Below are 25,633 nucleotides of genomic sequence, written 5' to 3' on the forward strand. Positions count from 1 at the left end.
GTGGCGAGGATGCGCAGGAGGGGGAGGACGAGGCCGGTCTGGGTCTCGGTGTGGCGGCGGGCGGCGTGGTGGGGGAGTTCGTCGGTCTCGGCGGGTCCGCCGGGGAGGGTGAGGCCGGGGGTGCGGGTGGTGGCGATCAGGAGGAAGGCGCCGTCGCGGTTGAGGATCAGGGCGTGGTGGTGGTGCTGCACGGTGGGGCTCCTGGGGCTGTCAGTCGTCCGGCTTGTCGGGGTCGAGCCAGTGGAGGCAGGCGGGGAGTCCGGCGCTGATGCCGGTGGCGAGGATCAGGCCGAAGATGAGGAGTCGGGGTGCGAGGGGTCCGTGGCGGATGGGCCAGCAGACGGCGGTGGCGGCGAGGGCGCTGAGGGCGGGGACGCCGAGGGCTGCGGTGACGAGCTTGGTGGAGCGGTTCACGCCGGGTCGGCGGTGCGGGGCCGGCTGGGGTGCTGGACGGTGAGGAAGCGGGGCACGGGGAGCGGCTGGACATGGGTGGGTTTGGTGGTCCACTCGCAACCGCCGGCCTCGTGGCGCAGGTAGACGAGCCCGGCGAGGGTGTCCATGTAGACGGCTTCGAGGGGCTTGCCGGAGGTGTCGCGGTGCGCGAGGTCGCGGACGACCTCGCCGACGGCGGGGGTGTAGACGGGCATGGGGGCTCCACTGGTTGCACTGGGTCCCCGGCTTTTCACGGGGTGTAGCCATGGTGGACCGCTTCGGCTTATGCTGACCAGGGGTCTAACCTTGACTGTTCCGATCAGTTAGGTAGTGCAATCACCATGACTGACAGTGATTCAGACGAAACGCCATCGGCTCTTGTGCGATTCGGCTTAGAACTACGCAGGTCGCGACGTGCTATGCGCTGGTCGCAGGTCGAGCTGGGCCTAAGGATGGGCTACTCCGATGCCATGATCTCGTACGTCGAACGAGCGAAGAAGAAGGTAACTCCTAACTTCGCAGTTAAGGCCGATGAGGTGTTCGAAACGGGAGGCACCTTCTATGAGTTGTGGCGCAGGATCGTCCGAGCGAGTCTGCTGGAAGGCTTTCCCGAGTTCGCCGATGCCGAGGGTCGATGCCGTCGACTGAGAACCTTCGCCTTGACCATCGTCACTGGCCTGCTTCAAGTGCCTGAATATGCTGAGGCATTGGCACTCGCTGCGGTCGATCGAGGGGCAATCACTCAAGCCGAGGCCGAGGAACGGATCGACGTACTCAAGGCACGGCAGCGCCTTCTGGAGAGACAGAAGCTGCCGCTGATTCACGCTGTCCTGGACGAGAGTTGCCTCATGCGTCCCGTGGGTAGCGCGAGCGTGATGCTGAAGCAGTTTGACCGTCTTGAGGAACTATCGGTGCGCCCGAACGTCACCATCCAGGTGGCACCGTTCGCCTTGGGAGAGAATCTGCCGTTCGCCCTGCCAGTGACCTTGCTTGACCTCCCGGACGGTTCGCTGGTCGGCTATGCCGAATCGCATGCCCGAGGCCACCTGGAACGAGTCCGCGAGGCGGTCAGGGCGTGGGAGACGCAGTACGATCAGCTGGTAGTGGAGGCTCTTCCCAAGGCCGCCTCCCTGACGCTGATCCGCAAGGCTCGAAAGGAGCTGTCCCCATGAACCTCGACCTGTCTGGCGCGTCCTGGCTCAAGTCGTCGTACTCCACCAACGGCGGTGAGTGTGTGGAGGTTTCCGCGAGCTTCCCGGGCACTGTTCCCGTCCGTGACTCCAAGGACCCCGAAGGCCCGGCCCTCGTCTTCCCGGCCGACGCCTGGCACGCGTTCGTCGCCGGTGTGCAGGCGGGCGAGTTCGGCGCCGTCTGACCTGAATCGACCGTGGGCCCCGGCCGGATTTCCGGTCGGGGCCCACGTGTTGGGGTGGCGGCGCTACCGTGGGTGCCATGGCCCCTGTGAGCTGGCGTAAGAGTTCCCACAGTGACAACGGTGGCGAGTGTGTCGAGATCGCGCTCGATGCCCCCGGTCTCGTGCCCGTCCGTGACTCCAAGGACCCCTCCGGCCCGAACCTTGCTTTCCCGGCGGACGCCTGGCGCGCGTTCGTCGCCGGTGTGCGAGCGGGGGACTTCGGCACCGTCTGACCTGAACCGGTCGTAAGCCCCGACTGGATTCCCCTTCGGTGTCCGTGTGTTGGGATGGTGGCGCTACGGTGGGTGGTATGACCCTTGTGGCCTGGCGCAAGAGTTCCTACAGCAACAACGGCGGCGAGTGCGTCGAGGTTGCCACCGACCACGCCGCCGCCCCCGTGTCCGTCCGAGACTCGAAGGACCCCTCGGGTCCCACCCTCGTCTTCCCGGTCGATGCGTGGCGCTCGTTCGTCGCCGGTCTACAGGCGGGCGACTTCCCGAACCGGCGATAGTGCCCGACCGGATTCCTCTGCGCCGTAGACCTGTTGGAGTCTGCGCGCCGCACGTTGCTCCACCGCGCTCGGCACCTGCCGCCGGCCGGGTAGTGTGCAGAAGTGACTGACGTGATCATCCTTCACGGAGCCTGGCACCAGCCCGCTCACTACGTCGAACTCGCCGCCCTGCTGCGCGCTCGCGATCTGTCCGTGGAGATCCCCGACCTCTACGGGCTGTCGCTCGCGGAGAGCACCGAGAAGGTCGAGGCCATCGTCTCGGACTCCTCGGAGCCGCCGGTGGTGGTCGGACACTCGTTCGGGGGCGTCGCCGCCGGGACGGTGCGTGGCGCAGCCGCGTTGGTCTTCCTCAACAGCTGGATTCTCGATGTCGGCGAATCCCCGGCCGGGTTGCTCGCGGACGCCCCCGGCGAGCCCGGTGAGGGGTTGCTCGTGCTGCCGGACGGGGACGGGCGGCTGGTCCTGGACCCGGCCGACGCCCGGGCGAAGCTCTACGGCGACGTCGACGAACCGGCGGCCACGCGTGCGGTGGAGTTGCTGCGTCCGGAACCCCCGTCGATCTTCGGCGCCACACCGACCCGCGTGAGTTGGCGCGACACCCCGTCGGTCTACCTCCGCGGGCTGCGGGACCGGACCATCGCGACCCCGCTGCCGGACCGCTTCGCCGGGCATTGCTCCCGCACGGAAACCTGGGACACCAGCCATTCGCCCTACCTGAGTCGTCCGGCTGCCGTGGCCGACCTGATCGAGCGTCAGAACACAGGCGGGTTCGGCGCCGTCTGACCGGAACCGACCGTGGGCCTCGGCCGGATTCCCCCTCGGGGCCCACGTGTTGGGGTGGCGGCGTTACCGTGGGTGCCATGACTCCTGTGACCTGGCGCAAGAGCTCCCACAGCGACAACGGCGGCCAGTGCGTCGAGATCGCGCTCGACGCCCCCGGCCTCGTCCCTGTCCGTGACTCGAAGGATCCCTCCGGCCCCGCCCTCGCTTTCCCCGCCGATGCCTGGCGCGCGTTCGTCCTCGCCTTGCAGGCGGGGGAGTTCGGCGCGGTCTGACGCGTCACAGCTCCGAAGTCGTCCGCCGCTCCCTCCGGTACGCCCCGGGCGGGACGCCGAAGTGCCGCTTGAACGCCCGTGCGAACGCGAACTCCGAGGTGTAGCCAGCGTTCTCGGCCACATCGCTCAGCGAGTCTCCCGTCTCGCGCAGCTTCCGCGCTGCCGTCGCCATCCGCCACGTCGTCAGATAGCTCAGCGGCGGCTCGCCGACCACCGCGGTGAACCGCCGGGCGAACGCGGCGCGCGACAGTCCGGCTCGGCTCCCCAGCGACTCGACGGTCCACGGATGCGCCGGGTCGTCGTGGATCGCTTTCAACGCCGGGGCGACCAACGGGTCGTTCAGCGCCGACGCCCAGCCCTGCGTCCGCTCCCCGGACATCCCGTCGTACCAGGACCGCAGAATGTACAGCAGCAGCAGGTCGACGAGCGCCGCGACCACCGCGTCCGAACCCGGCCGGGGCTCGTGGATCTCGGCGCAGAGCTGGTCGACCGCCGCGCGCAGCGCCGGATGGCGGCCCGGAGCCGCCGGAAGGTGGACGACCTCCGGCAGCTCGCCGAGCAGCGGATGCGGCCGGTCGATGTCGAGGTGGTAGGCCCCGCACACCAGCACGCTCCGGGCGCCGCCGCCTCCGACGGTGAAGGACCCGATCGGCGAGGACGTGTCGACACGGTCGGGCACGAAAGCCGCCGACTCACTGGTGACCGCGTCACAGATGGCGTGGCCAGTGCCGCGCCGCAGGAACACCACGTCTCCGGGGCCGATGTCGATCGGCTCGCCACCGACCGGCAACAGCACGCAGCGCCCTTCGACGACGACGTGGAACCCGGCTCCCGAAACGGGCTGGAAGCGCACACCCCACGGCGCCCGCGCGTCGGTCCGGACCACGGACGGACGCCCGGTGCGCAGGGCCGCGAGCGTGTCGCTGAGGATGTCCACCCGCTCACCCTAGCGCGTCAGCATCGAGACGATCGGACAGAGAATCAAGACTTCTCGTCATTCACCGTCTCGGCTTGTGAGCCGTAGCGTCATCGCCATGAACAACACAGCGGACACCCGGCGTGTCGTGGTCATCGGTGGTACCTCCGGCATCGGATTCGCCGTCGCCCGGGCGGCGGCAGCCCAGGGCTCGAACGTGGTCGTCGCCTCCAGCAGTCAGGACCGGGTCGACCTGGCGGTGAAGAAGCTCGGCGGCCCGGCCGAAGGCATCGTGCTGGATGTCGCCGACGAGGCGGCGCTCGCCGCCTTCTTCGACCGGATCGGCGAGTTCGACCACCTCGTGTACACGGCGGGTGAGCCCTTGCTGCTGAAGCCGCTCGCCGACCTCGGCGGCGGGGAGTCGCGAGCGTTCTTCGAGCGCCGCTTCTGGGGCGCCCTGCTCGCCGCGAAGTACGCGACGCCGAAGCTCCGGCCCGGCGGCTCGATCACCCTCACCTCCGGCGCCTTCGCCACCCGGCCAGTCCCCGGTGCCCTGCTCGGGGCCGGCATCACCGCGGCCGTCGAGGGGGTGACGCGGGCCCTGGCCCTGGAACTCGCCCCGCTGCGGGTCAACGCCGTCCGTGTCGGCGCGGTCCGGACCGAACTCTGGGACAGCACAGTGCCGGAGCCGGAGGCGTTCCTCCGGGCGCAGGGCAGCCGCCTTCCCGTGCAGCGCGTCGGTACTCCCGAGGAGGCCGCGGCGGCGTACCTCTACCTCCTGGACAACGGTTACGCGACCGGCACTGTACTCACTCTCGACGGAGGAGCGGCACTGGCCTGACGCTGGCCGAGGCCGGACCGACCGGCGCGGTCGGCACCGTCCGGCCCGTCGCTCGCCGCGGGTCCCGGCCGGATTCCCGGTCGGGGCCCACGTGTTGAGCCTGCGCCGTTCGCCGGTGCGGGAATGGGAAGTCGACGGAGCCGACTTCCCGCCCCCGTAAGGCCACCCGGGACCATGTCACCCGATCGGCGGAGGCGGTTATCCGATTGCCGGGAAGCTGTGCTGGCATGTGACCCGGTGACAGGGCGGAGCGCAGCGCGACCGCCCCGGCACCACCCCACGACAACGGCGGCAGAAGAGGGCAGCATGCTCCAGATCTCAGTCGAGGACTCCGAGATCGGCCCAGGTGAGGCCCACCGGTGGCATCTTGTCCCGCTGACCGGCGCGGACGGCCCCACCCCGCGCCGGATGACCGGCTACAACCAGGCGAAACATTTCACCGTTGCCCAGTACGCGCAGAGCGTCGACGATCCGATCCGCTCCTACGTCGCGGCGAGCTTCGAACTCCCCGGCCAGGTGGACCTGGACGCCCTCGCCGCCGCCCTGCTCGACCTGGTGCGGCGTCACGAGGTGCTCCGCGCCGTCTACCAGCCCCTGGCCGGCGACCTCGGCTGCGAGGTGCTCGCCCCCGACGCGGTGGCCCTCAAGCACGACTACTGCGGCCCGCTGGAGACGTCCGCGCAGGTGACCCGCCACCTCCAGGCGGCGTTCCAGGAGGTGGACACCCTCTCCTGGCCGCTGATCACGATGGGCGCGGTGGTGCGGCCGGAGTCCACCACCGTCTGGTTCTCCTGCGACCACTTGGTCACCGACGGCCTCTCGACCGCGATCGCCATCAACGACATCGCCACGGCCTACCGGAACCTGACCGCCGTCGAGCCCACCCCCGCTACCGCTACCGCCGACGCGGCCCCGCAGCCGGGGAGTTACCTGGAGTTCAGCCGCACCCAGCGCCGGGCCAACCGCGCGATGCGGGCCGACGACGCGCGGCTCGACCACTGGCGGGCGTTCCGCGACCGCAACGGCGGCCTGTTCCCGCGCTTCCCGCTCGATCTCGGCGTCCGGGCCGGGGAGCTGTACGCACCGGTGACCAGCACCGAACAGCTGCTGAGCGCCCGGCAGATCGAGGAGTTCGGCACCGCCTGCCGCGCGCTGGGCGGCCGGCTGTCGATGGGACTGCTGGCGAGTCTCGCGCTCGCCCTCCGGGAACAGGGCGGGCCGCCGGTGTACCGCGGGCTGATGCCGTTCAACGAACGCGGCCGGGGCGTCTACGCGGAGTCGATGGGGTGGTTCATCAACACCCTGCCGGTCGAGTTCCCGGTCGGGCCGCGGGCCGGGTTCGGCGAGGTGCTCGCCGCCGCCCAGGACGCCTACGCGGAGGTGCAGAACCATGTGGCGGTGCACTTCGTCAAGGCGTGGAAGCTGCTCGCCCCGGTCGAGTACGCGTCGCTGCGCTACTGGCCGCACGCGGTGAACTTCTTCTCCTACATCGACTGCCGCCGCCTGCCCGGCGCGGACCGGCACGCCGCCCAGCAGGCCCGGATGCACGTCTGGGTGTCGGCCTGCAACGGGATCCTGCACTGGCTGCACCGCACCGACGAGGGGTTGTTCGTCAACACCATCCACGCCGACACCCCGCAGGCCACCGCCGTCAACCGGGCACTGCTGGACGGGTTCGCCCGGGTTCTGACCGAGCCGCTCGCGACGTGACGGCGTCCGGACGTCACGGGGTCTTCGCGGCCGCCGCGTTCGCCGCGTTCGCGAGCGTGACGTCGATCGCCTTCCGGGTCTGCTCCAGACGCTTCGCGTCCGCCTGGACCGCCCGCTTCTGGTAGGCGGTCTCGACGGCGAACCAGACGCCGACGACGTTGTTCCGCTGCTTGCAGTCGACGTCGGCCGTCGCGGCGGCGATCTCGGCAGCGGTCGCCGTCGGAGACGAGAACCAGCGTTCGTCGCCCACCGCGTCCACGGGGCTCGCATACGCCAGCCCCCGCTCCTTCATGCAGCGCGACCAGGCGGCGAAGGCTGCCTTCACCCGCGCGTCGGCCATGGAATCCGCGAAGCTCCGGCCGTTGATCTCCAGTGCCCCGGCGTCGTCCTGGAGGATGCCGCCGCCCCGGGTCAGCGTGTTGTCCGCCTCGCCGAGGCAGCCGCCCGGCGGGATCGTGATGCCGTTGTGGGTGCGGTCGGCCGGCGCCGCCGCTCCGGTGGCGCCGCCCCGGCCGTGGCCCAGGACGGCCTGCATCTCCGGTGCGGGCGGCGGCGGGGTGGCGGACGGCTGCCGCTGGTCCGTCGGCGCGCCCCAGTGGTATCCCTGGGCGGCCGCGCCGGCGGCGTCCGTGAGGTAGTACCGGCGGATCATCAGGTCCGGCTTGGTCCCGACCGCCGCCGGTGCGTAGTCGAATCCGAAGCGCTTCATGCAGGAACCGATCAGCGCCGTCCTCGCCGCCTCGATCCGCCGGTCCTCGTCCGGGCCGATCAGGTACGCGGCGATGGGCAGGGCCTGGCCGTCGGCGCTGGCGAGAGTCGGGACCGCGTCGACGGACGGTGCCGCCGCCGGGGCCGGAGCCGGAGCGGGGGCCGCGCAGCCGGTCACAGCCCCGCCCAGTGCGACCAGGGCGGCGATCACCGGCGTGCCCATCGACCGTATCGACGGGATCGACCGTATCGACGCGTTCGACCGTACCGGCCGGCCCGGCCGCCTCGTCGTGGATGCCGCGCTGCGCATGGTGGACTCTTCTTCCAGTCTTCCGGCGGACAAGGGAGCGGTGCCGCGCGCCGGGGGCTGCGCGGCACCGCTGCCGAGGGGGAACGCGGACCGACCCGAGGTCAGCGGCAGGTCTCGAAGACGTCGAAGCACTGCGAGGCGTTGTTGTTCCGCAGCTGCGGGATGAGGTTGGCACCGGTGCCGCGCTTGATGTACTGGCTGACGCCGTAGCCGCCGGGGCTGTAGTAGATCGTCACGCCGTAGTTCTGGTTCCGGTTGAAGACCGACGCCGCGTTGTTCCGGACCTGCTGCCCGTTGCCGGCGCCGCCACCGCCGAAGGTGTAGGTGGAGTTGAACTGGTAGGTCTCGTAGCCGTGGCTGCTGCCTCCGCCGTCGCCGAACTTGGCACCCTGGAAGTTGGGGCTGTAGTACAGGCAGGCGTCGTACTCGGCGCACTCGCCGCTGGAGGCGGAGGCGGGCGCGGCGGTGGCGACGGCGAAGCCGAGGGCGGCTATGGACAGCACGCCGGCGGCGACCTTGTTGCGGATCTTCACGGACAACCCCGTGTCGGTCGAGCGGTGGGAATGCCCCGCGATCCGGTGGGACCCCACCCGCCGCAGGCGTTGATCGTCGAGGGCAAACGGAGTATCGGCGTTCTGGTGACTTACCGTCAAGCCATGGCTTTCGAGCGCTTTTGATTCGGCCGCACCGGCGCTCCGCCTCGGTCACCGGGGCGTCACGGAGTGGCACATCCCCCCCTTGGTCGGTCTGTGTTCGGCCAGGTAAGCCCTGATGGGGCTTCATGTGAGATGCCCATGCCATTTCTTGTCCCGGTCTGTGGCGGTGAATTCCGTGTTCCGGCGGGAAGGGATTCGCCGACGAATCATGACGCCGATTCACTTCGACACCGGAGCCCGGCGGGACCGACGGCGGCGGGACTGTCCGACCCCGGGGCTAGGCTCCACCTCCGACATCCGCCGGAGGCAGGCCGGCCGGGCGGGCGACGAGAGGGTCATGGACGTGACGATCACCGCGGGGCAGCTCAACCGGGCCACCCTCCAACGGCAGCTGCTCGTACGGCGGGAGGAGATCGGCGTCGCCGAGGCGGTGCGGCGGGTGGTCGCACTCCAGGCGCAGCAGGCGGCCTCGCCCTACCTCGCGCTGTGGAACCGGGTGAGCGGCTTCGATCCCGCCGAGCTCGACCGGGCCTTCGCGGATCTGGGGATCGTGCGATCGACGCTGATGCGGATCACCCTGCACGCCGTGCACGTCGACGACTTCGCGGTGTTCCGGGAGGCCGTCCATCCGTCGGTCCGGGGCTCCCGGCTGGGCGACGACCGGTTCACGGCCTCCGGCCTGACCGCCGCCGACGGGGACGCGCTGGTGCCGGACGTGCTCGACTTCGGCGACCGGCCCCGCGCCGCGCCGGAGTTCGAGACCTGGCTGGCCGGCCGGCTCGGCGCCGAGGCGGCGGCACCCGCCTGGTGGGGCCTGCGACAGGTGGCGCCGCTGCTGCGCGCGCCGGGGGAGGGGCACTGGTCCTTCGGCCATCGGCTCTCCTACGTCGCCCCGCCGGTCCGGCCGGTGCTCGGCGACCCGGAGGTGTACGCGGCCTCGCTGCGCACGCTCGTGCGGCGCTACCTCGCCGGTTTCGGTCCGGCCTCGGCGGCGGACGTGGCGCAGTTCGCGCTGGTGCAGCGGGGCCGGGCCCGGGAGGCCCTGCGGGTACTGGCGGCCGAGGGCGCGGTCGAGCGCCTGGAGGGCCCGGACGGCGCGGAGCTGTTCGACCTCCCGGGGGCGCCGCTGCCGGACGAGGACCTGCCGGTGCCGGCCCGGCTGATGGCGATGTGGGACAGCGTCCTGCTCGCCTACGCCGACCGGAGCCGGATCATCCCGCCGGAGTACCGCGCGCTGGTGATCAAGCGCAACGGCGACGTGCTGCCGACGCTGCTGGTGGACGGGCATGTGGCCGGGGTGTGGCGCACGGTCGAGGGCGGAGTCGAGGCGACGGCGTTCCACCCGCTGCCGGACGCGGCGTGGGAGCAGCTCGCCGCCGAGGCCCGCTCGCTGACGGCGCTGCTCGTCGACCGCGAACCGCACGTCTACCGCCGCTACGACCACTGGTGGAGCAAGCCGGGCGGGCGGTCGGACGGCGCCGAGACGCGTCTGCTGCCCGGAGCCTGAGAAAGCGTCGGGCGGCCTCGCCGCTCAGGCGAACACGGCGGCGGTGGCGATCAGCGCGGTCCAGCCGACGAGCGGGATGCCGAGGGTGACGGCGAACGGCAGAGGCATCTGCAGCAGCAAGGAGGCGCCGACGAAGGCGAGGAGGCCGATCCCGGGTCCGGAGGCCAGGCCGGCCTCACTCTCGCGCGACCGGGCCAGGCCGTTCACCGTCAGGGCCGACCCCACGGCGACCAGGGCGGCCACGCCGAGGGCGGGCAGGTGCGGGTCCCGCAGGTTGTCGCCGTGGTGTCCGCGGTAGGAGATCTCGACCGCTCGCGCGTGGAAGACCGTCACCTGCACGTTCGTACCGATCTGCACATCGTCGTAGAAGTCCTGGTCGACGTCGAACGTGGCCGCCGGTGCCGTCTCGCGCGCCACGGTGAGCCGGTGCTCGCCGTCGGCCTTCCGTGCCGTCACCCGGCCGCCCTCGTAGCGTCTGCAGTCGGCTCCCGGTCCGGCGGCCGAGTCGCAGGGCGGCGCGGTCCGGTAGCCGTGCATCCCGTGGTGGACGTCGAGGAACAGGAGGAAGCCGAGCATGGTGACGGCCAGCCCCGCCAGGACGAGGAGCCCCTGCACCAGGAGGGCGCGCGTCGGCAGGGAGGGTCGCCGGCTGCCGCCGGCCGCCCCCGGGTCCCTCAGCCACGTCTCCATCGCCGCCCCCATGGTCCCGCCCCGGGCGCCGCCCCGGTGCCCAGCGGCGATGATGCCAGGGGCCACCCGGCGAGGGGGAGCAACTCGGAGCCCTTGTGACGCAGTTGTGGAAGTCCTGCGTCGCGGGCGAGACGTGGCGGGCGGCACGTCACGGGCGAGACATGGCGGGGGGCGTGGCGGGGGAGGCGTGACGGTCTGCGGAACACCGCCGGACCGTCACTCCCCGGAGCCGATCAATTGCCCGGCGCTTTCCGGGCCGCCCTGCCCGCCCGCCGCCCGGAGTGGAACGTCGACGGTGCCGACTTTCCACTCCGCGGGGCCGGTGCGGCGAAGCCGCGGAAATGACGCCCAGTCACCGGAGGATCACATTGTTCGGTGATTGAGGTGTACCTGCGGCAATTCGATGCCCAATTCCTACGGGTGCGGCGTCGTGGCCGGTTCATCACGCTTCGCGTTCGTCCGATCCGGAACTCCGGAGCGACACCGGATCAGAAGACGGATCAGAAGACGGATCGGCAGGCGGGTCGGAAGACGGATCGAGGCCCGGACCGGAAGGTGGCTCAGACCTGGAGCGAGGTCTCTATGCGCTTGAGGCTGTGCCGGGCGAGCGCCAGGTTCGCGCGCGAACGGTCCAGTGCCAGGTAGAGGAAGAGTGAGCCGTGGCTGCTCGCCAGCGGGCGGATCAGGTGGTACTGGGTGCCCAGGGTGATCAGGATGTCCTCGATGACGTCGTCGATCGACAGTGCGGCCAGCGCCCGCACCTTGGCCCGCACGACCTCGGTGTTGGCCGCCGCCGCGATCTCCAGGTCCAGCTGCTGCCCCCCGCCCAGGATTCCGAGTGACATACCGCTCTCGTAGTCGGCCACGGCGACGCCGATCGCGCCCTCGATGGCCATCGCGTCCTTGAGTGCGTCGTCAATGTTCATGCGCTGTTCGTCCTTTGCGTAACTGCGGGGCAGAACTCCCGTGTGCGGGAACAAAGTAGCAAGAAGTCCCCCGCGTTGGCCCCGCCGCGGAAATGATGGAATAAAGTACGCTGCCAACAGTTCAGAACACGAAGGGGTACCGGTGCGCGCACTCGAAGCCTCCCTCTCCGATGTGCTCGGATCCCCTGGCGTGGTCGGCGCCGCGCTCGTCGACGCCGCAACCGGCCTCGGCTATGCCTCCGGCGGGGACCAGCGGTTGCTCGGCTCCGGAGCGGAACTCGCCGAGCTGGCCGCCCTGATCGGCGACCGGCTGTGCGAGGCCGGGGCCGACGGGGAGCTGGAGAGCGTCGTCGTCACCAGCACCAGGCACCACGAGGTGGTCCAGGTGCTGCCCCGTCAGGGCGATCCGCTCCTCCTGGCCACCGTGCTGGACCGGACGCGGGTCAACCTGGCACTGGCGCTGCGCCAGAGCGCCGACGCCGCCCGGGGCTTCGTGGCATGAGCGCGAACATCCAGGAGCAGGATCGCGGCGGCGCACGCCCGGCCCGCAATGTGCCCGCGCTGCTGGTGGCGCTGCGGGACGAGGACTTCACCGGCTCGGTCGTCGTCGCCAGCGCGCCGGGCGGCACCATCCACCTCGAACACGGCCTGATCACCGCGATCGAGACCCCCGGCGCCCCGACCGCCGAGACGCTGCTGCTCAAGTCGGGGCGCGTCGACCAGGCGGACTGGACGGCGGCGGAGACCGCTGCCTCGGCGGGCGCGGCCGGCGACCTCGGCGCGGCTCTGGTGGCCCGCGGCTCCATCGGCGCCGCCGAACTCGAAGCGGTCTGCGCCTCCGCTGTCTTCGACGGGGCCTTCGCCCTGGTGCTGAGCCCGCCCGGGGCCTGGGAGACCGTCGAAGGGGCCGCTCGCGCCGCGCTCGCGCTGCGGCCCGGGATCGAGCCGAAGCGGCTCTTCGAGGAGACCGCCCGGCGGACAGCCTTGCTGACCCGGCTCTGGGGCCCGCCCGGCGAGCTGGCGCGCACGCGGATCCGGCCCGCCACCGCGTACGGCGGAGCGGCGCTCGCCGCCCCGGCCGCCGACCGGATCCCGGTCCGCCACCGGGAGATCCTGGCCGCCGCCACTGGCCGCCGTACCGCGCGCGACCTCGGCTTCGCGCTGGGGCGGGGCGTGTTCGCGGTGCTGCTCGACCTGGTCCGGATGGACGCCCGGCAGCTGCTGCACCGGGAACCGGCGGACACCGTCCCGATGGCGCCGAGCGTCGCCCTGCGGACGGCGCCGGGGACGCCGCCGGGCGAACCGTTGCCCGCCGACGCCGGACAGCCGTTGCCGCGCCGCGTTCCCGGTGCCCGGACCCCGGGTGGCACTGGCGGTCCGGGCGGCCCGGGTTCGCCGCAATGACGGAGCCGCCCGTGACGACCGCGACGGCAAGGACGACCACGACGACCGCCATGACCACCACGACAGTGACGACAGTGACGACCGAGAAGAGCAGACCATGAGCAGCCAGACGCCGACCGCCGTGCTGGTCGACGAGTTGAAGTCCCTCCGCGAGCGGGTCATGGGCATCTCGGAGAGCGTCGTCTCCACCGCGGACGGCCTGCTGGTCGCCGCCGACACGGCCGCCGTCCACCCCGAGTCGGCCGCCGCCCTGTCGGCCGCGATGCTCGGCCTCGGCCGCCGCACCGCCGCCGAGGTCGGCGTGGGCGGCCTGCGCGACGTGGTCACCCGCTGCGACGGCGGTTACGTCGTGGTGCTGGCGATCGGGGACCGGGCGCTGCTGATGCTCCTGGGCGACGAGGGCCTCGACATCGCCGGACTGCACCGCGAGGCTCCCGCCACGGTCCGCCGCCTCGCCGAACTCCTCGGACTCGTCCCCGCGACCCAGGCGCACTGATCTCGGGCGGTCGGGGTGCGCCGTCGGCCCGGTAACCGGTTCCGGGGCAGGGCGTGGACGGCGGTGTCCGCCCGCCCTCATGTCGTCCGGGGGGTGGTGGCCCCGGCCGGGGTCACCACTCCGCTCGCCCACTCACCCCCCCGTGCCACCCGTTCCCGTCGGTCCGGCTCCCGTGAACCTTTCCGCCGCGCCCGGCGACTGTCCTGCTGAGACGTGCAGGCGGCAGGGAGGTGCGATGGGCGACGACGGGCGGCGTGACGCGCTGCTGGTGGTGCGCTGCCAGCTGGGGGAGCGCGAGGCGTTCCGCGAACTGGTGGACGTGTGGCACGGGCCGCTGTGGCGGTATCTGCGGAGTATGGCCGGAGGCTCCCCGCACCTCGCCGACGACCTCGCCCAGGAGACCTGGATCGCGGTGCTGCGCGGGCTGCCCGCGCTCCGGCAGCCGGATCGGTTCGCCCCGTGGCTGTTCACCGTGGCCCGTCGCGCGGTGCTCACCCACCTGCGCCAGGTCTACCGGGAGGCGGACGCCTCGGCGGCGGAGGCCGAACGGGCCGATCAGGCCCACCCGGACGGTGACGATCCGCTGGGCGCCGTCCTGACCACGCTCCAGGTGGAGGCCGGTCTCAACGGGCTGCCGCCGCTGGAGCGCGAGGTGTTGATCCTCTTCCATCTGGAGGACCTGCCGCTGGCCACCTGCGCCGAGGTGCTCGGCGTCCCGCCCGGCACGGTCAAGAGCAGGTTGCACCGGGCGCGCCGCATGCTGCGCAGCGCCCTCGCGGAGAAGGGACACGAGGCATGAGCGAGCGGAACGCCGGGAACGGGCGGGCCGGAGTGCCCGGGGAACTCGACCGCGTCCTCGCGGCGGAGGTCTCGCTGGGCGCCCGGCTGGGCCGGCTGGCCGTGGGACTGGCCGGCGGCTCGGCGGTGGCCCTGATCACGGTGCTGTGGGCCACCGAGCCGGAGCCGCTGCCGCTCCGGACCCGGATCGCCTTCGCCGCCCTGATCGCCGTCGGCGCGGCCTGGGCCGCCTTCGCCGCCTGGGCGCTGACCCGGCGACGGCCGCTGTACGCCCGGGACCGGGTGCTCGCCGCGACGATCGCGCTCGTCGCGACCGTGACGACCTCCGGCGCGGGAACGGCGCTGGCCGCGACCCGGGGCACCCCGACCGGCGCGCTGATCACCGGTCTGGCGGGCGCCGCCCTCGTCGGCGCCGCCGGTTTCCTCCTTCGCCGCGCGAGGGCCCGGCACCGCGCGCTCCTGCGGTTGCGCGACACCCTGCGTCAGGACGGACCCTGAACGCTCCCTTCCGGCTTCCTGCCCGGCGCCGGGCAGGAAGCCGATGTGGTCTCAGCCCGTGTGGACGACCTCCTGCTGCCAGGCTTCGCGCGGCTGGGAGTGCAGCCGCCAGTAGTGCTCCGCGATGTCGTCCGGGTCGAAGGCGGTGCCGGGGGCGACGGCTCCGGCCACCGTCACGCTGGCCGCGTGCACGCCCGCCGCGCCGTAGGTCTGGTCCAGCAGCATGACGAGCGTGCGCACACCCGCCTTGCCGAGGGAGAGGCTGACGTACTGCGGCACGGGCTCGGGCATGCCGCCGGTCACCAGGACGGTGCCCCGTCCGCGCTCGGCCATCCCCGGCGCGACATGCGAGGCCGCGGTCAGCGCGCCCACGACATTGACCGCCCAGGCGTCCAACTGCTGTCGGGCGGACGACTCCCCGATGGCGTCCGGCCTGATCAGGGCCGCGTTGTAGACGAGCACGTCGGGTTGCCCCAGCTCCTCCGCCAGCTCGTCGAGCGCGGCCCGCAGTGCCTGCTCGTCCGTGCTGTCGGCGGTGCGCACCGCCGCCTTGCCGCCCGCCCCGCGCACGGCCCCGGCGACCGCCTCGGCCGTCGCCCCGCTCCGCGCGACCAGGCCGATCGGCAGGCCCTCCCGCGCGAACCGCAGTGCCACCGCCTGTCCGATCCCTGGCCCCGCTCCGACGATCACCGCTCCGGCCATGGCCGACCTCCCCCGTTCGTTCGATCCTTGACACCGCCAACATCCGGGAGTCACAAGCGCATTCCCACGCCCCAATAGTTCACTCGTGCGAGTGGCCCGGCCCCGGCCCGGGAACCATCCGGACCGGCGGCGGCGCAGGTGGGAGCGTTGCCGGGGCGGACTGTCCACCGCTGTCCGAAGATGTCCGGACCTGTCCGCCCGGGCTTCGTCCGTGAGTCGTCCGCAGAGCGTCCGGGGTGTCGTCGAACGGTCCGTCGGCGGCCCGGAACCGGCATGGTACGAACCATCCTTGGCGCCGAAACCCGCAGGTCGCGCCACTCGGGCTTCGGGTTATAGTGCCCACGTCAAGCGCCCGGGGGAGGGCCGGCGCCGGGCTGCCGTCCCACGGCGGACCCGACGGGACCGCCCCGGGGCAGGACCCCAGAACGGACCCGGACCGGACCCGAGACAGGAACCGACGACGTTGCCCCGAGAGCGAGTTGCCGGCACGGCCGCGACCCGGAGCCCAGCGCTCCGGGGCCGGGTCGCGCCGTGCGGAGCCCCGGGCCGTCGTCAGCGTGCGCCCGCGGCCTCCGGCCGGCCCGGCCGTCGGAGATCCTCCTTCCCCCTGACGCCGGCCTGAGCGTCCCGCTGGCGGATCCCGCCGCCGGCCCCACGCCCACCGCTTCCCCGAGCGTCGTTCACAGTCGGCCGAGCACACGTCACCCGAGCACACGTCACCCGAGCACACGTCACCGAGTCGGCGCCGTCCGAGTCCGCGTCCCCCGAGTCCGCGTCCAAGAAGTCCGTGCCCCCCGAGCACATGTCACCGGCACCCCGCCGCCCCCGTGTCCCGCGCCCCGCCGTCGGGTCCCGTTCCGGCGGCCGCCCGTTCCCCTGAGAGGTCCGCCCCGCCCCATGGCCGAGTCCCGCTTCAGCGTCCTGTCCGAGGAGTTCGCCGCCGCCCCCGAGCGGTACTTCGGACAGCTGCGCGCGCACGCGCCGGCGCACCACGAGCCGGCCGTCGACAGCTGGTTCCTCTCCCGCCACCGCGACGTGCGACGGGTGCTGACGGACCACGAGGCGTTCAGCACCGCCCCGCTCCAGGTCCGCGCCGAGCCGGTGATGCGCGGCCCGGTACTGGCGCAGATGACCGGGGCGGAGCACACCGCGAAGCGGCGGATCGTCGTGCGCGCGTTCACCGGACCGGCGCTCCAGGAACAGGTCCGCACCCTGCGCGCCAACGCCGTCGAACTCCTCGACCCCCTGCTCGCGCGGGGCCGGATGGACGTGGTCAACGAGTTCGGCAAGCCCTTCGCCGTCCGCGCCGCGCTCGACGTCCTCGGCCTGGACCGCGAGAACTGGCGGCAGGTCGCCCGATGGGTCGCCGGGGTCGGCGAGTTCGTCACCGCCGTCACCCTCACCGAGGACCGCCGCCGGGCCTGCCTGGAACTCGCCGGGGAACTGGAGGCCCACCTCGCCCCGATCGTCGGACAGCGCCGCCGCCACCCCGGCGCCGACCTGATATCCGCGCTCTGCGCGGCCGAGTTCGACGGCGTGGCGATGAGCACCCGCGAGGTGGTCGCGCTGATCGTCAACGTCCTGGTGGCCGCCGTCGAGCCCGCCGACAAGACCCTCGGCCTCCTGCTCAAGCACCTGATCGACCACCCGGGGCAGCTCGCGGACGTCCGCCGCGACCCCGCGCTGCTGCCCGCCGCCATCGCCGAGACCCTGCGGTTCACCCCGCCGGTCCAGCTGGTGCCCCGGCGGGCGGAACGCGACGCCGAGTTCGCCGGCACCGTGATCCCGGCCGGCGCCACCGTCTTCTGCATGATCGGCGCGGCCAACCGCGACCCCGAGGCGTTCACCGACCCGGACCGCTTCGACCTCCACCGCTCCGACCTCGGCGCCGCCCGCTCGTTCACCGCCGCCGCCCAGCACCTGGCCTTCGGCACCGGCCTGCACCAGTGCGTCGGCGCGGCGTTCGCCCGGGCGGAGATCGAGACGGTGGCCGGGCTGCTGCTGCCCCTGCTGGACGACGTGCGTCCGACCCCCGGCGCGAGCTACCGGGAGACCGGGCTCTACACCCGGGGCCCCGACGCGCTGTCCCTGGACTTCACCCCCGTCCGCGCCCGCGCCCGCGCGGCCGCCGTCCCCGACTGACCACCGTCCTGCCACCATCCTGGAGAAAGACCGCGATGACCGCCACCGACATCACCCGGGCACTCGACGACCTGCTGTTCGCCCCGGACCCGGACCTCCCGCTCGACGAAGTCGTCGCCCGGCACTTCACCCCCGACTACCGCCAGCGCACCAACGGCGTCCGGAGCGACCGCGCGGGCTTCGTCGAGCACATCGCCAAGCTGCGCACCCTGGTCCGCGAGGGCCACGTCGAGGTCCACGACGAACTCCGCGACGGCACCCGTTACGCCGACCGCCACACCGTCACCGTCACCAAGAACGACGGCCGCACCTCCCGCACCGAGGTGTACCTCTTCGCCGAACTCGCCGCCGACGGACGGTTCGCCCGGGTCGAGGAGACCACCCTGCTCGTCTCCGGCGACGAGGACGACCGCGACCTGGGCTCGATCAGGTGAGCCCGCACGGATCGGAGCACGACGACAGCACACGCGGCGCCGCCGAGACGGACCGCGGCACGACGCCCCGCAACGCGAGGCACCGCGCCGAGACGGACCGCGGCACGACGCCCCGCGTCACGACGGCCGCCGCCGTCACGACCCCCGCCACGGCCCCGCGCCGGTACGAGGAGAGGGGAGCCGTCATATGGCCTCCGTCAAGCAGCGGCTGAGTAGCGCGCGGGTCCAGGCGTTCGTCGGTCGCGACGAGGAGTTCGACGGCTTCGCCCGGGCGCTGGCAGGCGACCCGCAGGCGCCGTTCACCTTCTACCTGGTCGGCCCGGGCGGCATCGGCAAATCGACCCTGCTGCGCCGCCTCGCCGACCACGCCCGCTCCACCGGCCGGCTGCTGCTGGAACTCGACGGCCGCTTCGTCGGCCGCGACCCGGCCGACTTCGAACGCGCCGCCGCGCCGTTCCTCGACATCCCCGGAACGGTCCTGTTCGTCGACTCCTTCGAGCACTGCCAGTGGCTGGAAAGCTGGCTGTGGCAGCGCTTCCTGCCCCGCGCCGCCGACGACACCCTGGTCGTGCTGGCCGGGCGCCTCGCCCCGCAGCCCCAGTGGACCGCCGACCCCGCCTGGACCGGGCTGCTGCGGGTGCTCGAACTGGGACCGTTCTCCGAGACGCAGGCCCGCAGCCTGCTGAGCACCGCCCAGGTGCCGGCCGAACTGCGGGAACGCGTCCTGCGGTTCGCCGGCGGAAACCCGCTGGCACTCTCCCTGGCCGCCGCCGCCAGGGCGGCCGACTGGAGCCGCGAGGGCGTCTGGGCCCCGTCCGCCGACGTCCTGCGCACCCTGTTGTCCGGTCTGGTCGGCGAGGTACCGACCGCCGCCCACCGCCGGGCCCTCGAAGTCGCGGCCCAGGCGTACTCGACCTCCGAGGAACTGCTCGCCACCGTCCTGCCCGACGAGGACGCCCACCTGCTGTTCGGCTGGCTCCGGAGCCTGCCGTTCATGGAGTCCACCCACCGGGGCCTGCACCCGCACGACGCCGCCCGCGAGACCCTCGCCGCCGACCTGCGCTGGCGGGCCCCCAACGCCTTCGTCGAGATGCGCCGACGGCTGGCCGAGGAGTACCTGCGGCTGCTGCGCGAAGCCCCCGAGGAACAGGTCTGGACCGTCACCGACGAGCTCTTCCACCTCTTCCGCGACGGCGAACTCGTGGCCCGGCTGCGCACCTGGTCCCGCGAGGACGAGGTGCACGACCGGCCGCTGCACCCCGAGGACCTCGACACGGTGCTGCGCATGGCCACCGAGACCGAGGGACCGGAGTCCGCCGAACTCGTCCGCTACTGGGCGCACCGCCAGCCGCAGGCGTTCAGCGTCTACCGGCTGGTCGGCACCGGACGGGTGGTGGCGTTCACCGCCCGGCTCGCCCTGCCCGCGCCCGCCGACCCCGAGGACCTCGCCACCGACCCGGTCGTCGCCGCCGCCTGGGCCTACACCGACGCCACCGCGCCCGTGCGGCCCGGCGAACACATCGGCATCAGCCGGTTCACCGTCTACCCCGAGCGCTACCAGGTGCCCTCGCGCGTCATCGACCTCAGCTCCTCCCGCGCCCAGGCCGAGTCCGCCCGCGCCCGGGCCCGCGCCTACGGCTTCGCGGTCTGGCGCGACGCCGACACCTGGGCCGCCCGGGTCAGGGGCAGCCTCACCGACACCGGCGCCCGGCCCCGGGTCGGCGCGCACACCTACGGCGTGTTCGGCGTCGACTGGCGGCAACTGCCGGTCGAGACCTGGCTGCGCCACCTCATGACGTCGACGCCCGTGCCCGCGCAGGCCGGACCGTCCGGGGTCTCCCGGACCGCCTTCGACCAGGCGGTGCGGGAGGCGTTCACGCACTGGCGCGACCCGGGCGCCTTCGCCACCTGCGCCCTGCTGCGCACCCGCCTCGCGGCCGACCTCGGCGAACCCGTCGAGGAGTTGCGCGCCCTGCTGCGCCAGGCCGTGGAGGACCTCGCGCGGGACCCGCGCGGCGCCCGCGCCCGCGAGGCCCTGACGGCGGGCTACTTCTCCGGCGCCCCGACCCAGGAGGGCGCCGCCCGCCGGCTGGGCCTGCCGTACGGGACCTACCGGCGCCACCTGCGGCAGGGGCTCGACCTGCTGTGCGAGGCGCTGTGGCAGCGGGAACTGCACGGTTCGCGCTGAGCCGGGTGCGGTGCGGCTACGGACCCTCGCGCCTCCGGGCGCGGGGGTCCTCGTGCTCCTCCTCCTCGCCCGCGAGGAACGGACGCAGCAGCGCGAGCAGGGCACCCGGCCGGTGCAGCGGGACGACGTGGCCGCAGTCCTCGACGACGTGTCCGAGGAGGTCGTCGGTGATCGGGCGGAGCTGGCGCTCCAGCGCGGCTCCGACCGGCCGGGCACCCACCGCCATCGTCGGCACCGTCAGCCGGGCCGCGGCGACCGCCCGCCCGATCTGGGCCGCGCTCTCGGGCAGCGCCCGGTAGTACGAGAACGCGCGGCTCAACGCCGGGCGCCCGGTGTACGCGCGCACGAAGGCGTCCCGGAGAGCGGGGCGCACCCCGTCGCCGAGCGTGCCGGTGCTCAGGAACCAGTCGACGTAGGCGGCCTCGTGGCCCTCCAGCACGGTCTCGGCCAGACCGGGTGCGGCGGAATGGAAGCCGAACCACCACGGCGGCCCGCCGGCCAGGAACTCCTCGGCGCCGGGCAGCCCGCCCAGAACGGCCTCCATGAGGACCAGCCGCCGGACGGGACCGGGCCGCCGCAGGGCGAGGAGGAAGGCCGGCGCGGCACCCGCGTCGATGCCCACCACCGCGGCCGAGGAGACACCGAGCGCGGTGAGCAGCGCCGCGGCGTCCTCGGCCAGGGTGCCCGCGTCGTACCCGGAGGCGGCCCCGCCGCTGGCGCCGAATCCGCGCAGGTCCGGTGCGATGACCCGGTAGTGGTCGGACAGGCCGGCCATGACGTCCGTCCACAGCTCCCAGGTGTGCGGGAAGCCGTGCAGCAGCAGGACGGCCGGACCCGAACCGGCGAGGGCGACGTTCAGTTCGACACCGTTGACGGGGACGCGCCGCAGCTCGGGCATGGAGGAGCTCCAAGGTGTGGTGGGGAGTGGGGTGGTGAGGAATGGTGACCACCTCACGCTAGGGAACTAGCGTGGTCGCTCCAAGACGGCACTTCCCCTTCAGGTGGTGAGCTCCGAGTGACCACATCGAAGCCCGGCAGACCGGGCGAACACGGCGAACCCGGCACACCCGGCACACCGGGCGGACCCGGCGCACCCGGCGAGCGGTCCGGTGGGCGGGGCGACCTGCTGGATCCGCTCTGCCCGACCCGCCAACTGCTCGACCGCATCGGCACCAAGTGGACGTCGATGGCCGTCAAAGTGCTGGCCGAGGCGGCCCCGGAGGAGCTCCGGTTCGCGGAACTGCGGCGCCGGATCCCCGGCATCTCCCAGAAGATGCTGTCCGTCACCCTGCAGAGCCTCGCCCGCGACGGCCTGGTCACCCGCCGGGTGGAGCCCACCGTCCCGCCCGCGGTCCACTACCGCCTCACCGACCTCGGGCTCTCCCTCGAAGGCCCGCTCTCCGCCCTGCGCCGCTGGGCCGAGACACACATGTCCGAGATCGACCACAACAACCGCCGCGCCGACGGGCCGCCCCCGACCGCCCAGGGCGCGGATCCGCGGATCGAAGGCTCCGGTCAGGGACCGGCGCCGGTCTGACAGGCCGACCGCCGCCGTCCCCCCGTGGACAGTCGCGGACAGCGGTGGACAGTGTCCGGACCCCGGCGGGCCTGGCAAGTGGACAGCGGGCGGCCCGAGTCTGTGGCCATGAACGTTGCACCGACATCGAAAGCACCGAGAGCACCGAAAACACCGAGACCGGGAGCTCCGGTTCCCGACGGCCCCGGGGTGGGGCGGCTCCGCTCGCCGGGGGCGGCGCTCGCGGCGCTTGCCGGGGCGCAGTTCACCGTCATGCTCGCCACCTCGATCGTCAATGTGGCGCTCCCGCAGATCCGGGCCGGGACCGGTATCTCCGACGGCGCCGTCACCTGGGTGGTCAACGCCTACGGCCTGGCGTTCGGGGCGCTGCTCCCGGTCGGCGGGCGGGCGGCCGATCTGCTCGGCCGCCGCCGGGTACTGGCTGCCGGGGTCGCGCTGTTCGCGGTGGCCTCCCTGGCGGCGGGCCTGGCCACCGCCCCGGCGCCGCTGATCGCCGCGCGGGCCGTGCAGGGCGTGGCCGCGGCGGTGATCGCTCCGGCGGCGCTGGCGCTGGCGATGACGCAGTTCCCCGGCGGGCCGGGGCGCGGCAGGGCACTCGGCGTGTGGGGCGCGGTCTCCGGCGCGGGCGGGGCGGGCGGCGTCCTGCTGGGCGGACTGCTCACCCAGGGCTGGGGCTGGCCGTGGATCTTCCACTCGGTGGCGCTGGGCTCGGTGCTGGTGCTGGCGGCGGTGACGTTCCTGGTGCCGCCGGAGGCGGCCCGGCCGTCGCCGCGGAAGGCCGCTGCCGGGCCCGGGCAGCGGGCCGGACAGCGGGTCGGACAGCGGGCGGGGGAGCCCGGTGGCGGCTTCGACCTGCCCGGTACCCTCACCATCACCCTCGCCCTGACCTGCCTGGTCTGGGGCCTGACCACCGCACGCGGCGCCGGTTGGGGCGACGGCGGTGTGCTCGGCGCGCTGGCCGCCGCCGTCGCCCTCCTCACCGCGTTCGTCGTGATCGAGCGCCGCCGCCCGGACGCGCTGATCCCGCCCGGGCTGCTCGCCACCGGCCGGGTGGCGGCCGGGAACGTGCTGATGGCGCTGCTGGGCTCGGTGTGGATCGCCCTGTTCTTCTTCCTCCCGCTCTACCAGCAGCAGGTGCTCGGCTCGGGCCCGTTGGCCACCGGGGCGGGTCAACTCCCGCTCGCCGCCGCCAATATGCTCGGCGCCACGCTGGCGCCGAGGCTGGCCCGGCGGGTCGGCTCCACGGCGACCACGGCCGCCGCGCTGCTGACCGAGGCGCTCGGCCTGCTGTGGCTGTCCCGGATCGACGCCGACGGTGGCTACCTCACGGACATCCTCGGCCCGAGCCTGCTGGTCGGCCTGGGTCTCGGCATCGCGTTCGTCCAGCTCACCGCGCTCGCGGTGGACGGCGTGCCGGCGTGGCAGGCCGGGCTGGCCGGCGGGCTGGTGAACACCACCCGCCAGGTGGGCGGCGCGGTCGGGCTCGCCGTCCTGACCACCCTGGCCGGCTCCGTCACCGCGACCGCGCACGGCTCCCACCCGGAGGCCCTGACCGCCGGTTACCGCGCCGCCTTCGCGGTCTCGGCCGCCGTCCTGACCGGCACCGCGCTGCTCGCGGTCCTGCTGGCCCGCTGCACGGGCCGCCGGAAGGCGACCGCTGCCCCGGGCGCCGTCCGCACCGAACCCGCCGTCTGACGGCGGACCACGAACCACCGCCTCCTCACCTCCACCGAAAGGAACATGTCATGAGCACCCCCAAGAAGCCCCCGTACCTGACCGGCCACTACACCCCCGTCGTCGACGAGATCACCGCCACCGAACTGACCGTCGAGGGCACCCTTCCGCCCGAACTGAGCGGCCGGCTGCTGCGCAACGGCCACAACCCCAAGCCGGGCGTCACCCCCACCCACTGGTTCAAGGGCAGCGGCATGGTGCACGGCATCCAGCTGCGCGAGGGCCGCGCCGAGTGGTACCGCAACCGCTGGGTGAAGACCCCGGCGCTGGACGGCGCCCCGTACATGACCGAGCGCGGCCCCGACCTGACCGCCTCCGCCGCCGGCACCCACGTCATCGAGCACGCCGGCCGGCTGCTCGCCCTGTGCGAGGCCAACCTGCCGTTCGAGCTCACCCGGGAGCTGGACACGGTCGGCGCCTACGACTTCGGGGGCAAGCTGCGGACCGCGATGACCGCCCACCCGAAGGAGGACCCGCTCACCGGCGAACTGCACTTCTTCGCCTCCTCGCCCCTCCCGCCGTTCCTCACCTACTACGTCGCCGACGCCTCCGGCACGATCGTCCACAGCGCCGAGGTCCCGGATGCGACCGGTGCGCTCAAGCACGACTTCGCGATCACCCGCAACCATGTGGTCTTCGTCGAGGGCAACGTCGCCTTCGACCCCGCCGAGCACTCCGGCATCCCCTACGGCTGGAGCGACGAGCAGCCCGCCCGGATCGGCGTGATGCCGCGCGGTGCGGACGGCGCCGCGCGGATCCGCTGGTTCTCCATCGAGCCGGGCAACATGCTGCACGTCTCCAACGCCTACGAGGACGAGCGCGGCCGCATCGTGCTGGAGGGCCCGACGGTGGACCGGGAGGGCTTCCGGCTCTCGTGGAACTGGTGGATCGGCGCGCCCGGGCGCGGTTCCGAGCCCAACGCCCGCTCCTACAACCGGCGCTGGGTGGTCGACCTGGCGGCCGGCAGCGTGGACGAGCGGATCGTCGACGACCTGCCCGTGGAGTTCCCCACCCTCAACGAGAACTACCTCGGCACCGAGAACCGCTACCAGTACGCCGTCTCCTTCCCCGACGAGAAGGGCTTCGGCAGCTACGGCATCGTCAAGTACGACCGGGTCACCGGCGCCCGCCGGATCCGCCGGGTCGGCGACGCCCGACTGCCGAGCGAGGCCGTGTTCGTGCCCGCCGCCGGATCCACCGGCGAGGACGAGGGCTACCTGCTCACCGTGGTCTCCGACCTCAAGCAGGACGCCTCGCAGCTGCTTGTCCTCGACGCGGCCGGGCTCGACACCCTCGCCACCGTCCACCTGCCCCGACGGGTGACCGCCGGAATCCACGGCTCCTGGATCCCCGACTCCGAGGCCGACCACGTCGCCTGATCGGGGCGCCGGGTCCTCGCCCATCGCGCCGACGAGCGCAACCGACGCCGCACCCGTGCCGACACCGCACGCGTGCCGACACCGGACGTGCCCCGGCCTGTGGCGGACGGCAGGGCGCCGTACGCCGCCTCTCCACGCAACTCACCCCCGTCACGAAGGAGAACAACCATGTCCGCCACCGCCTCCGCCTCCGCCTCCGCCTCCGCGAACGCCCTGCTCGCCGAGCCGTGGAAGGCCCTGTGGAACAACGACCTGTCCCTGACCGACAAGATCATCGCCCCCGACTTCGTCGCACACGCTGCTCCCCTCACCGGCTCCGGCGACGGCACGGTGCACGGCCGTGAGGGCCTGAACGGGTGGGTGACCGGCATCCACACGATCCTGCGCGACCTCAGCTTCGAGATCACGGTCGGCCCGATCGTCACCGACGACTACCTCGTGGTCCGCTGGGCGGCCGAGGGCACCTACGCCGGAGGCTTCCCCGGCGCCTCCCAGGACGCCGAGGGCCGCCCCGTCCGCTTCACCGGCACGGACACCCTGCTGGTCAAGGACGGTCTGCTGGCCGAGTACTGGGCCAACGCCGACAGCCTGCTGTTCGTCCAGCAGCTCGGTGTCCGCGAACTGTCCTGACCCACCCCGGGCCCA

At 73.0% G+C, this 25,633-nt stretch carries 31 protein-coding genes; 21 read left to right on the forward strand and 10 right to left on the reverse strand.

Going from position 1 to position 25,633, the window contains the following annotated elements; genetic code table 11:
• The 3 genes from ACIQ9P_RS38365 to ACIQ9P_RS38375 form a co-directional block, all read right to left on the reverse strand.
• Positions 1–191, reverse strand: a 191-nt coding sequence (locus tag ACIQ9P_RS38365) for an NUDIX domain-containing protein (protein WP_402366896.1), incomplete at its 3' end; no start/stop codon positions are given.
• A gap of 19 nt (positions 192–210) precedes the next feature.
• Positions 211–414, reverse strand: coding sequence for a hypothetical protein (locus ACIQ9P_RS38370; RefSeq protein ID WP_402366899.1), 204 nt, complete (start codon positions 412–414; stop codon positions 211–213).
• Entirely contained in the window at positions 411–647 is a 237-nt protein-coding gene (locus ACIQ9P_RS38375; protein ID WP_402366901.1) for a hypothetical protein, read from the reverse strand. The genes ACIQ9P_RS38370 and ACIQ9P_RS38375 overlap by 4 nt, the downstream gene beginning before the upstream one ends.
• 126 nt (positions 648–773) lie before the next feature.
• Here ACIQ9P_RS38375 and ACIQ9P_RS38380 point away from each other — a divergent pair, with 126 nt between their 5' ends.
• The 6 genes from ACIQ9P_RS38380 to ACIQ9P_RS38405 all read left to right on the forward strand — a co-directional run bounded on the left by ACIQ9P_RS38380 (position 774) and on the right by ACIQ9P_RS38405 (position 3,412).
• Positions 774–1,604, forward strand: coding sequence for a Scr1 family TA system antitoxin-like transcriptional regulator (locus tag ACIQ9P_RS38380; RefSeq protein ID WP_402366903.1), 831 nt, complete (start codon positions 774–776; stop codon positions 1,602–1,604).
• Positions 1,601–1,807, forward strand: coding sequence for a DUF397 domain-containing protein (locus ACIQ9P_RS38385; RefSeq protein WP_402366905.1), 207 nt, complete (start codon positions 1,601–1,603; stop codon positions 1,805–1,807). Before ACIQ9P_RS38380 ends, ACIQ9P_RS38385 begins: the two co-directional genes overlap by 4 nt.
• 77 nt (positions 1,808–1,884) lie before the next feature.
• Positions 1,885–2,079, forward strand: a complete 195-nt coding sequence (locus ACIQ9P_RS38390; RefSeq protein ID WP_402366908.1) for a DUF397 domain-containing protein — start codon at positions 1,885–1,887, stop codon at positions 2,077–2,079.
• A gap of 77 nt (positions 2,080–2,156) precedes the next feature.
• Entirely contained in the window at positions 2,157–2,357 is a 201-nt protein-coding gene (locus ACIQ9P_RS38395; RefSeq protein WP_402366911.1) for a DUF397 domain-containing protein, read from the forward strand.
• Between the two features lie 102 nt (positions 2,358–2,459).
• Complete coding sequence (locus ACIQ9P_RS38400) at positions 2,460–3,140, forward strand: alpha/beta hydrolase (RefSeq protein WP_402366913.1); 681 nt, start codon at positions 2,460–2,462, stop codon at positions 3,138–3,140.
• Positions 3,141–3,217: 77 nt separating this feature from the next.
• The gene (locus ACIQ9P_RS38405; RefSeq protein WP_402366916.1) at positions 3,218–3,412 is read left to right on the forward strand and encodes a DUF397 domain-containing protein; all 195 of its coding nucleotides are present in this window, start codon (positions 3,218–3,220) and stop codon (positions 3,410–3,412) included.
• 4 nt (positions 3,413–3,416) lie between these two features.
• On the opposite strand, the gene ACIQ9P_RS38410 is transcribed toward ACIQ9P_RS38405, so the two are convergent.
• Entirely contained in the window at positions 3,417–4,349 is a 933-nt protein-coding gene (locus ACIQ9P_RS38410; RefSeq protein WP_402366918.1) for an AraC family transcriptional regulator, read from the reverse strand.
• 97 nt (positions 4,350–4,446) lie between these two features.
• Here ACIQ9P_RS38410 and ACIQ9P_RS38415 point away from each other — a divergent pair, with 97 nt between their 5' ends.
• Together ACIQ9P_RS38415 and ACIQ9P_RS38420 are read left to right on the forward strand one after the other, a co-directional pair.
• On the forward strand, positions 4,447–5,169 hold the full coding sequence (locus ACIQ9P_RS38415) for an SDR family oxidoreductase (RefSeq protein ID WP_402366921.1): 723 nt from the start codon (positions 4,447–4,449) through the stop codon (positions 5,167–5,169).
• Positions 5,170–5,475: 306 nt separating this feature from the next.
• Positions 5,476–6,879: a condensation domain-containing protein gene (locus ACIQ9P_RS38420; RefSeq protein ID WP_402366924.1), complete on the forward strand. Its 1,404-nt coding sequence runs from the start codon at positions 5,476–5,478 to the stop codon at positions 6,877–6,879.
• Between the two features lie 13 nt (positions 6,880–6,892).
• Here ACIQ9P_RS38420 and ACIQ9P_RS38425 read toward each other — a convergent pair whose 3' ends face one another.
• Positions 6,893–7,810, reverse strand: a complete 918-nt coding sequence (locus tag ACIQ9P_RS38425) for a hypothetical protein (RefSeq protein WP_402366927.1) — start codon at positions 7,808–7,810, stop codon at positions 6,893–6,895.
• A 188-nt stretch (positions 7,811–7,998) separates the two neighbouring features.
• Positions 7,999–8,430: a peptidase inhibitor family I36 protein gene (locus ACIQ9P_RS38430; protein WP_402366929.1), complete on the reverse strand. Its 432-nt coding sequence runs from the start codon at positions 8,428–8,430 to the stop codon at positions 7,999–8,001.
• A 466-nt stretch (positions 8,431–8,896) separates the two neighbouring features.
• Between ACIQ9P_RS38430 and ACIQ9P_RS38435 the strand changes: the two genes are divergently transcribed.
• The gene (locus ACIQ9P_RS38435; RefSeq protein WP_402366932.1) at positions 8,897–10,060 is read left to right on the forward strand and encodes a winged helix DNA-binding domain-containing protein; all 1,164 of its coding nucleotides are present in this window, start codon (positions 8,897–8,899) and stop codon (positions 10,058–10,060) included.
• 24 nt (positions 10,061–10,084) lie between these two features.
• Here the strand turns inward: ACIQ9P_RS38435 and ACIQ9P_RS38440 are convergent, their stop codons facing one another.
• The gene (locus tag ACIQ9P_RS38440) at positions 10,085–10,750 is read right to left on the reverse strand and encodes a hypothetical protein (RefSeq protein WP_402366934.1); all 666 of its coding nucleotides are present in this window, start codon (positions 10,748–10,750) and stop codon (positions 10,085–10,087) included.
• 560 nt (positions 10,751–11,310) lie between these two features.
• Complete coding sequence (locus ACIQ9P_RS38445) at positions 11,311–11,676, reverse strand: hypothetical protein (protein ID WP_402366937.1); 366 nt, start codon at positions 11,674–11,676, stop codon at positions 11,311–11,313.
• A 142-nt stretch (positions 11,677–11,818) separates the two neighbouring features.
• On the opposite strand from ACIQ9P_RS38445, the gene ACIQ9P_RS38450 reads away from it, so the two are divergent.
• From ACIQ9P_RS38450 to ACIQ9P_RS38470, 5 genes are all read left to right on the forward strand, one after another.
• Positions 11,819–12,178: a hypothetical protein gene (locus ACIQ9P_RS38450; protein ID WP_402366940.1), complete on the forward strand. Its 360-nt coding sequence runs from the start codon at positions 11,819–11,821 to the stop codon at positions 12,176–12,178.
• Positions 12,175–13,080 (forward strand): hypothetical protein, encoded by a 906-nt coding sequence (locus tag ACIQ9P_RS38455; RefSeq protein WP_402366942.1) that lies wholly within the window; start codon positions 12,175–12,177, stop codon positions 13,078–13,080. The genes ACIQ9P_RS38450 and ACIQ9P_RS38455 overlap by 4 nt, the downstream gene beginning before the upstream one ends.
• Positions 13,081–13,177: 97 nt before the next feature.
• Positions 13,178–13,576, forward strand: a complete 399-nt coding sequence (locus ACIQ9P_RS38460) for a roadblock/LC7 domain-containing protein (protein WP_402366944.1) — start codon at positions 13,178–13,180, stop codon at positions 13,574–13,576.
• Positions 13,577–13,811: 235 nt separating this feature from the next.
• On the forward strand, positions 13,812–14,375 hold the full coding sequence (locus tag ACIQ9P_RS38465; protein WP_402366946.1) for an RNA polymerase sigma factor: 564 nt from the start codon (positions 13,812–13,814) through the stop codon (positions 14,373–14,375).
• Positions 14,372–14,872 carry a transmembrane transport protein gene (locus ACIQ9P_RS38470; RefSeq protein WP_402366949.1) on the forward strand — a complete coding sequence of 167 codons (501 nt, stop codon included), beginning with the start codon at positions 14,372–14,374 and terminating at the stop codon, positions 14,870–14,872. The genes ACIQ9P_RS38465 and ACIQ9P_RS38470 overlap by 4 nt, the downstream gene beginning before the upstream one ends.
• Positions 14,873–14,923: 51 nt before the next feature.
• On the opposite strand, the gene ACIQ9P_RS38475 is transcribed toward ACIQ9P_RS38470, so the two are convergent.
• Positions 14,924–15,574, reverse strand: coding sequence for an SDR family NAD(P)-dependent oxidoreductase (locus ACIQ9P_RS38475; RefSeq protein ID WP_402366951.1), 651 nt, complete (start codon positions 15,572–15,574; stop codon positions 14,924–14,926).
• Between the two features lie 897 nt (positions 15,575–16,471).
• Between ACIQ9P_RS38475 and ACIQ9P_RS38480 the strand changes: the two genes are divergently transcribed.
• The 3 genes from ACIQ9P_RS38480 (at position 16,472) to ACIQ9P_RS38490 (ending at position 20,338) form a co-directional block, all read left to right on the forward strand.
• Positions 16,472–17,716: a cytochrome P450 gene (locus ACIQ9P_RS38480; RefSeq protein WP_402366954.1), complete on the forward strand. Its 1,245-nt coding sequence runs from the start codon at positions 16,472–16,474 to the stop codon at positions 17,714–17,716.
• A gap of 35 nt (positions 17,717–17,751) precedes the next feature.
• Entirely contained in the window at positions 17,752–18,150 is a 399-nt protein-coding gene (locus ACIQ9P_RS38485; RefSeq protein WP_402366957.1) for a nuclear transport factor 2 family protein, read from the forward strand.
• A 187-nt stretch (positions 18,151–18,337) separates the two neighbouring features.
• Entirely contained in the window at positions 18,338–20,338 is a 2,001-nt protein-coding gene (locus ACIQ9P_RS38490; protein ID WP_402366959.1) for an ATP-binding protein, read from the forward strand.
• Between the two features lie 16 nt (positions 20,339–20,354).
• Here the strand turns inward: ACIQ9P_RS38490 and ACIQ9P_RS38495 are convergent, their stop codons facing one another.
• Entirely contained in the window at positions 20,355–21,236 is an 882-nt protein-coding gene (locus ACIQ9P_RS38495; protein ID WP_402366962.1) for an alpha/beta fold hydrolase, read from the reverse strand.
• Positions 21,237–21,461: 225 nt separating this feature from the next.
• On the opposite strand from ACIQ9P_RS38495, the gene ACIQ9P_RS38500 reads away from it, so the two are divergent.
• The 4 genes from ACIQ9P_RS38500 (at position 21,462) to ACIQ9P_RS38515 (ending at position 25,618) form a co-directional block, all read left to right on the forward strand.
• Complete coding sequence (locus tag ACIQ9P_RS38500; protein WP_402367003.1) at positions 21,462–21,875, forward strand: winged helix-turn-helix transcriptional regulator; 414 nt, start codon at positions 21,462–21,464, stop codon at positions 21,873–21,875.
• Between the two features lie 189 nt (positions 21,876–22,064).
• A complete protein-coding gene (locus ACIQ9P_RS38505; RefSeq protein ID WP_402366965.1) occupies positions 22,065–23,570 on the forward strand; it encodes an MFS transporter in 1,506 nt (501 codons plus the stop codon).
• A gap of 50 nt (positions 23,571–23,620) precedes the next feature.
• Complete coding sequence (locus tag ACIQ9P_RS38510) at positions 23,621–24,988, forward strand: carotenoid oxygenase family protein (RefSeq protein ID WP_402366967.1); 1,368 nt, start codon at positions 23,621–23,623, stop codon at positions 24,986–24,988.
• Between the two features lie 168 nt (positions 24,989–25,156).
• On the forward strand, positions 25,157–25,618 hold the full coding sequence (locus ACIQ9P_RS38515) for an ester cyclase (RefSeq protein WP_402366970.1): 462 nt from the start codon (positions 25,157–25,159) through the stop codon (positions 25,616–25,618).
• Positions 25,619–25,633: the final 15 nt, after the last annotated feature.

The organism is Kitasatospora sp. NPDC094019 (genome assembly GCF_044764505.1).
Taxonomy (GTDB): Bacteria; Actinomycetota; Actinomycetes; order Streptomycetales; family Streptomycetaceae; genus Kitasatospora.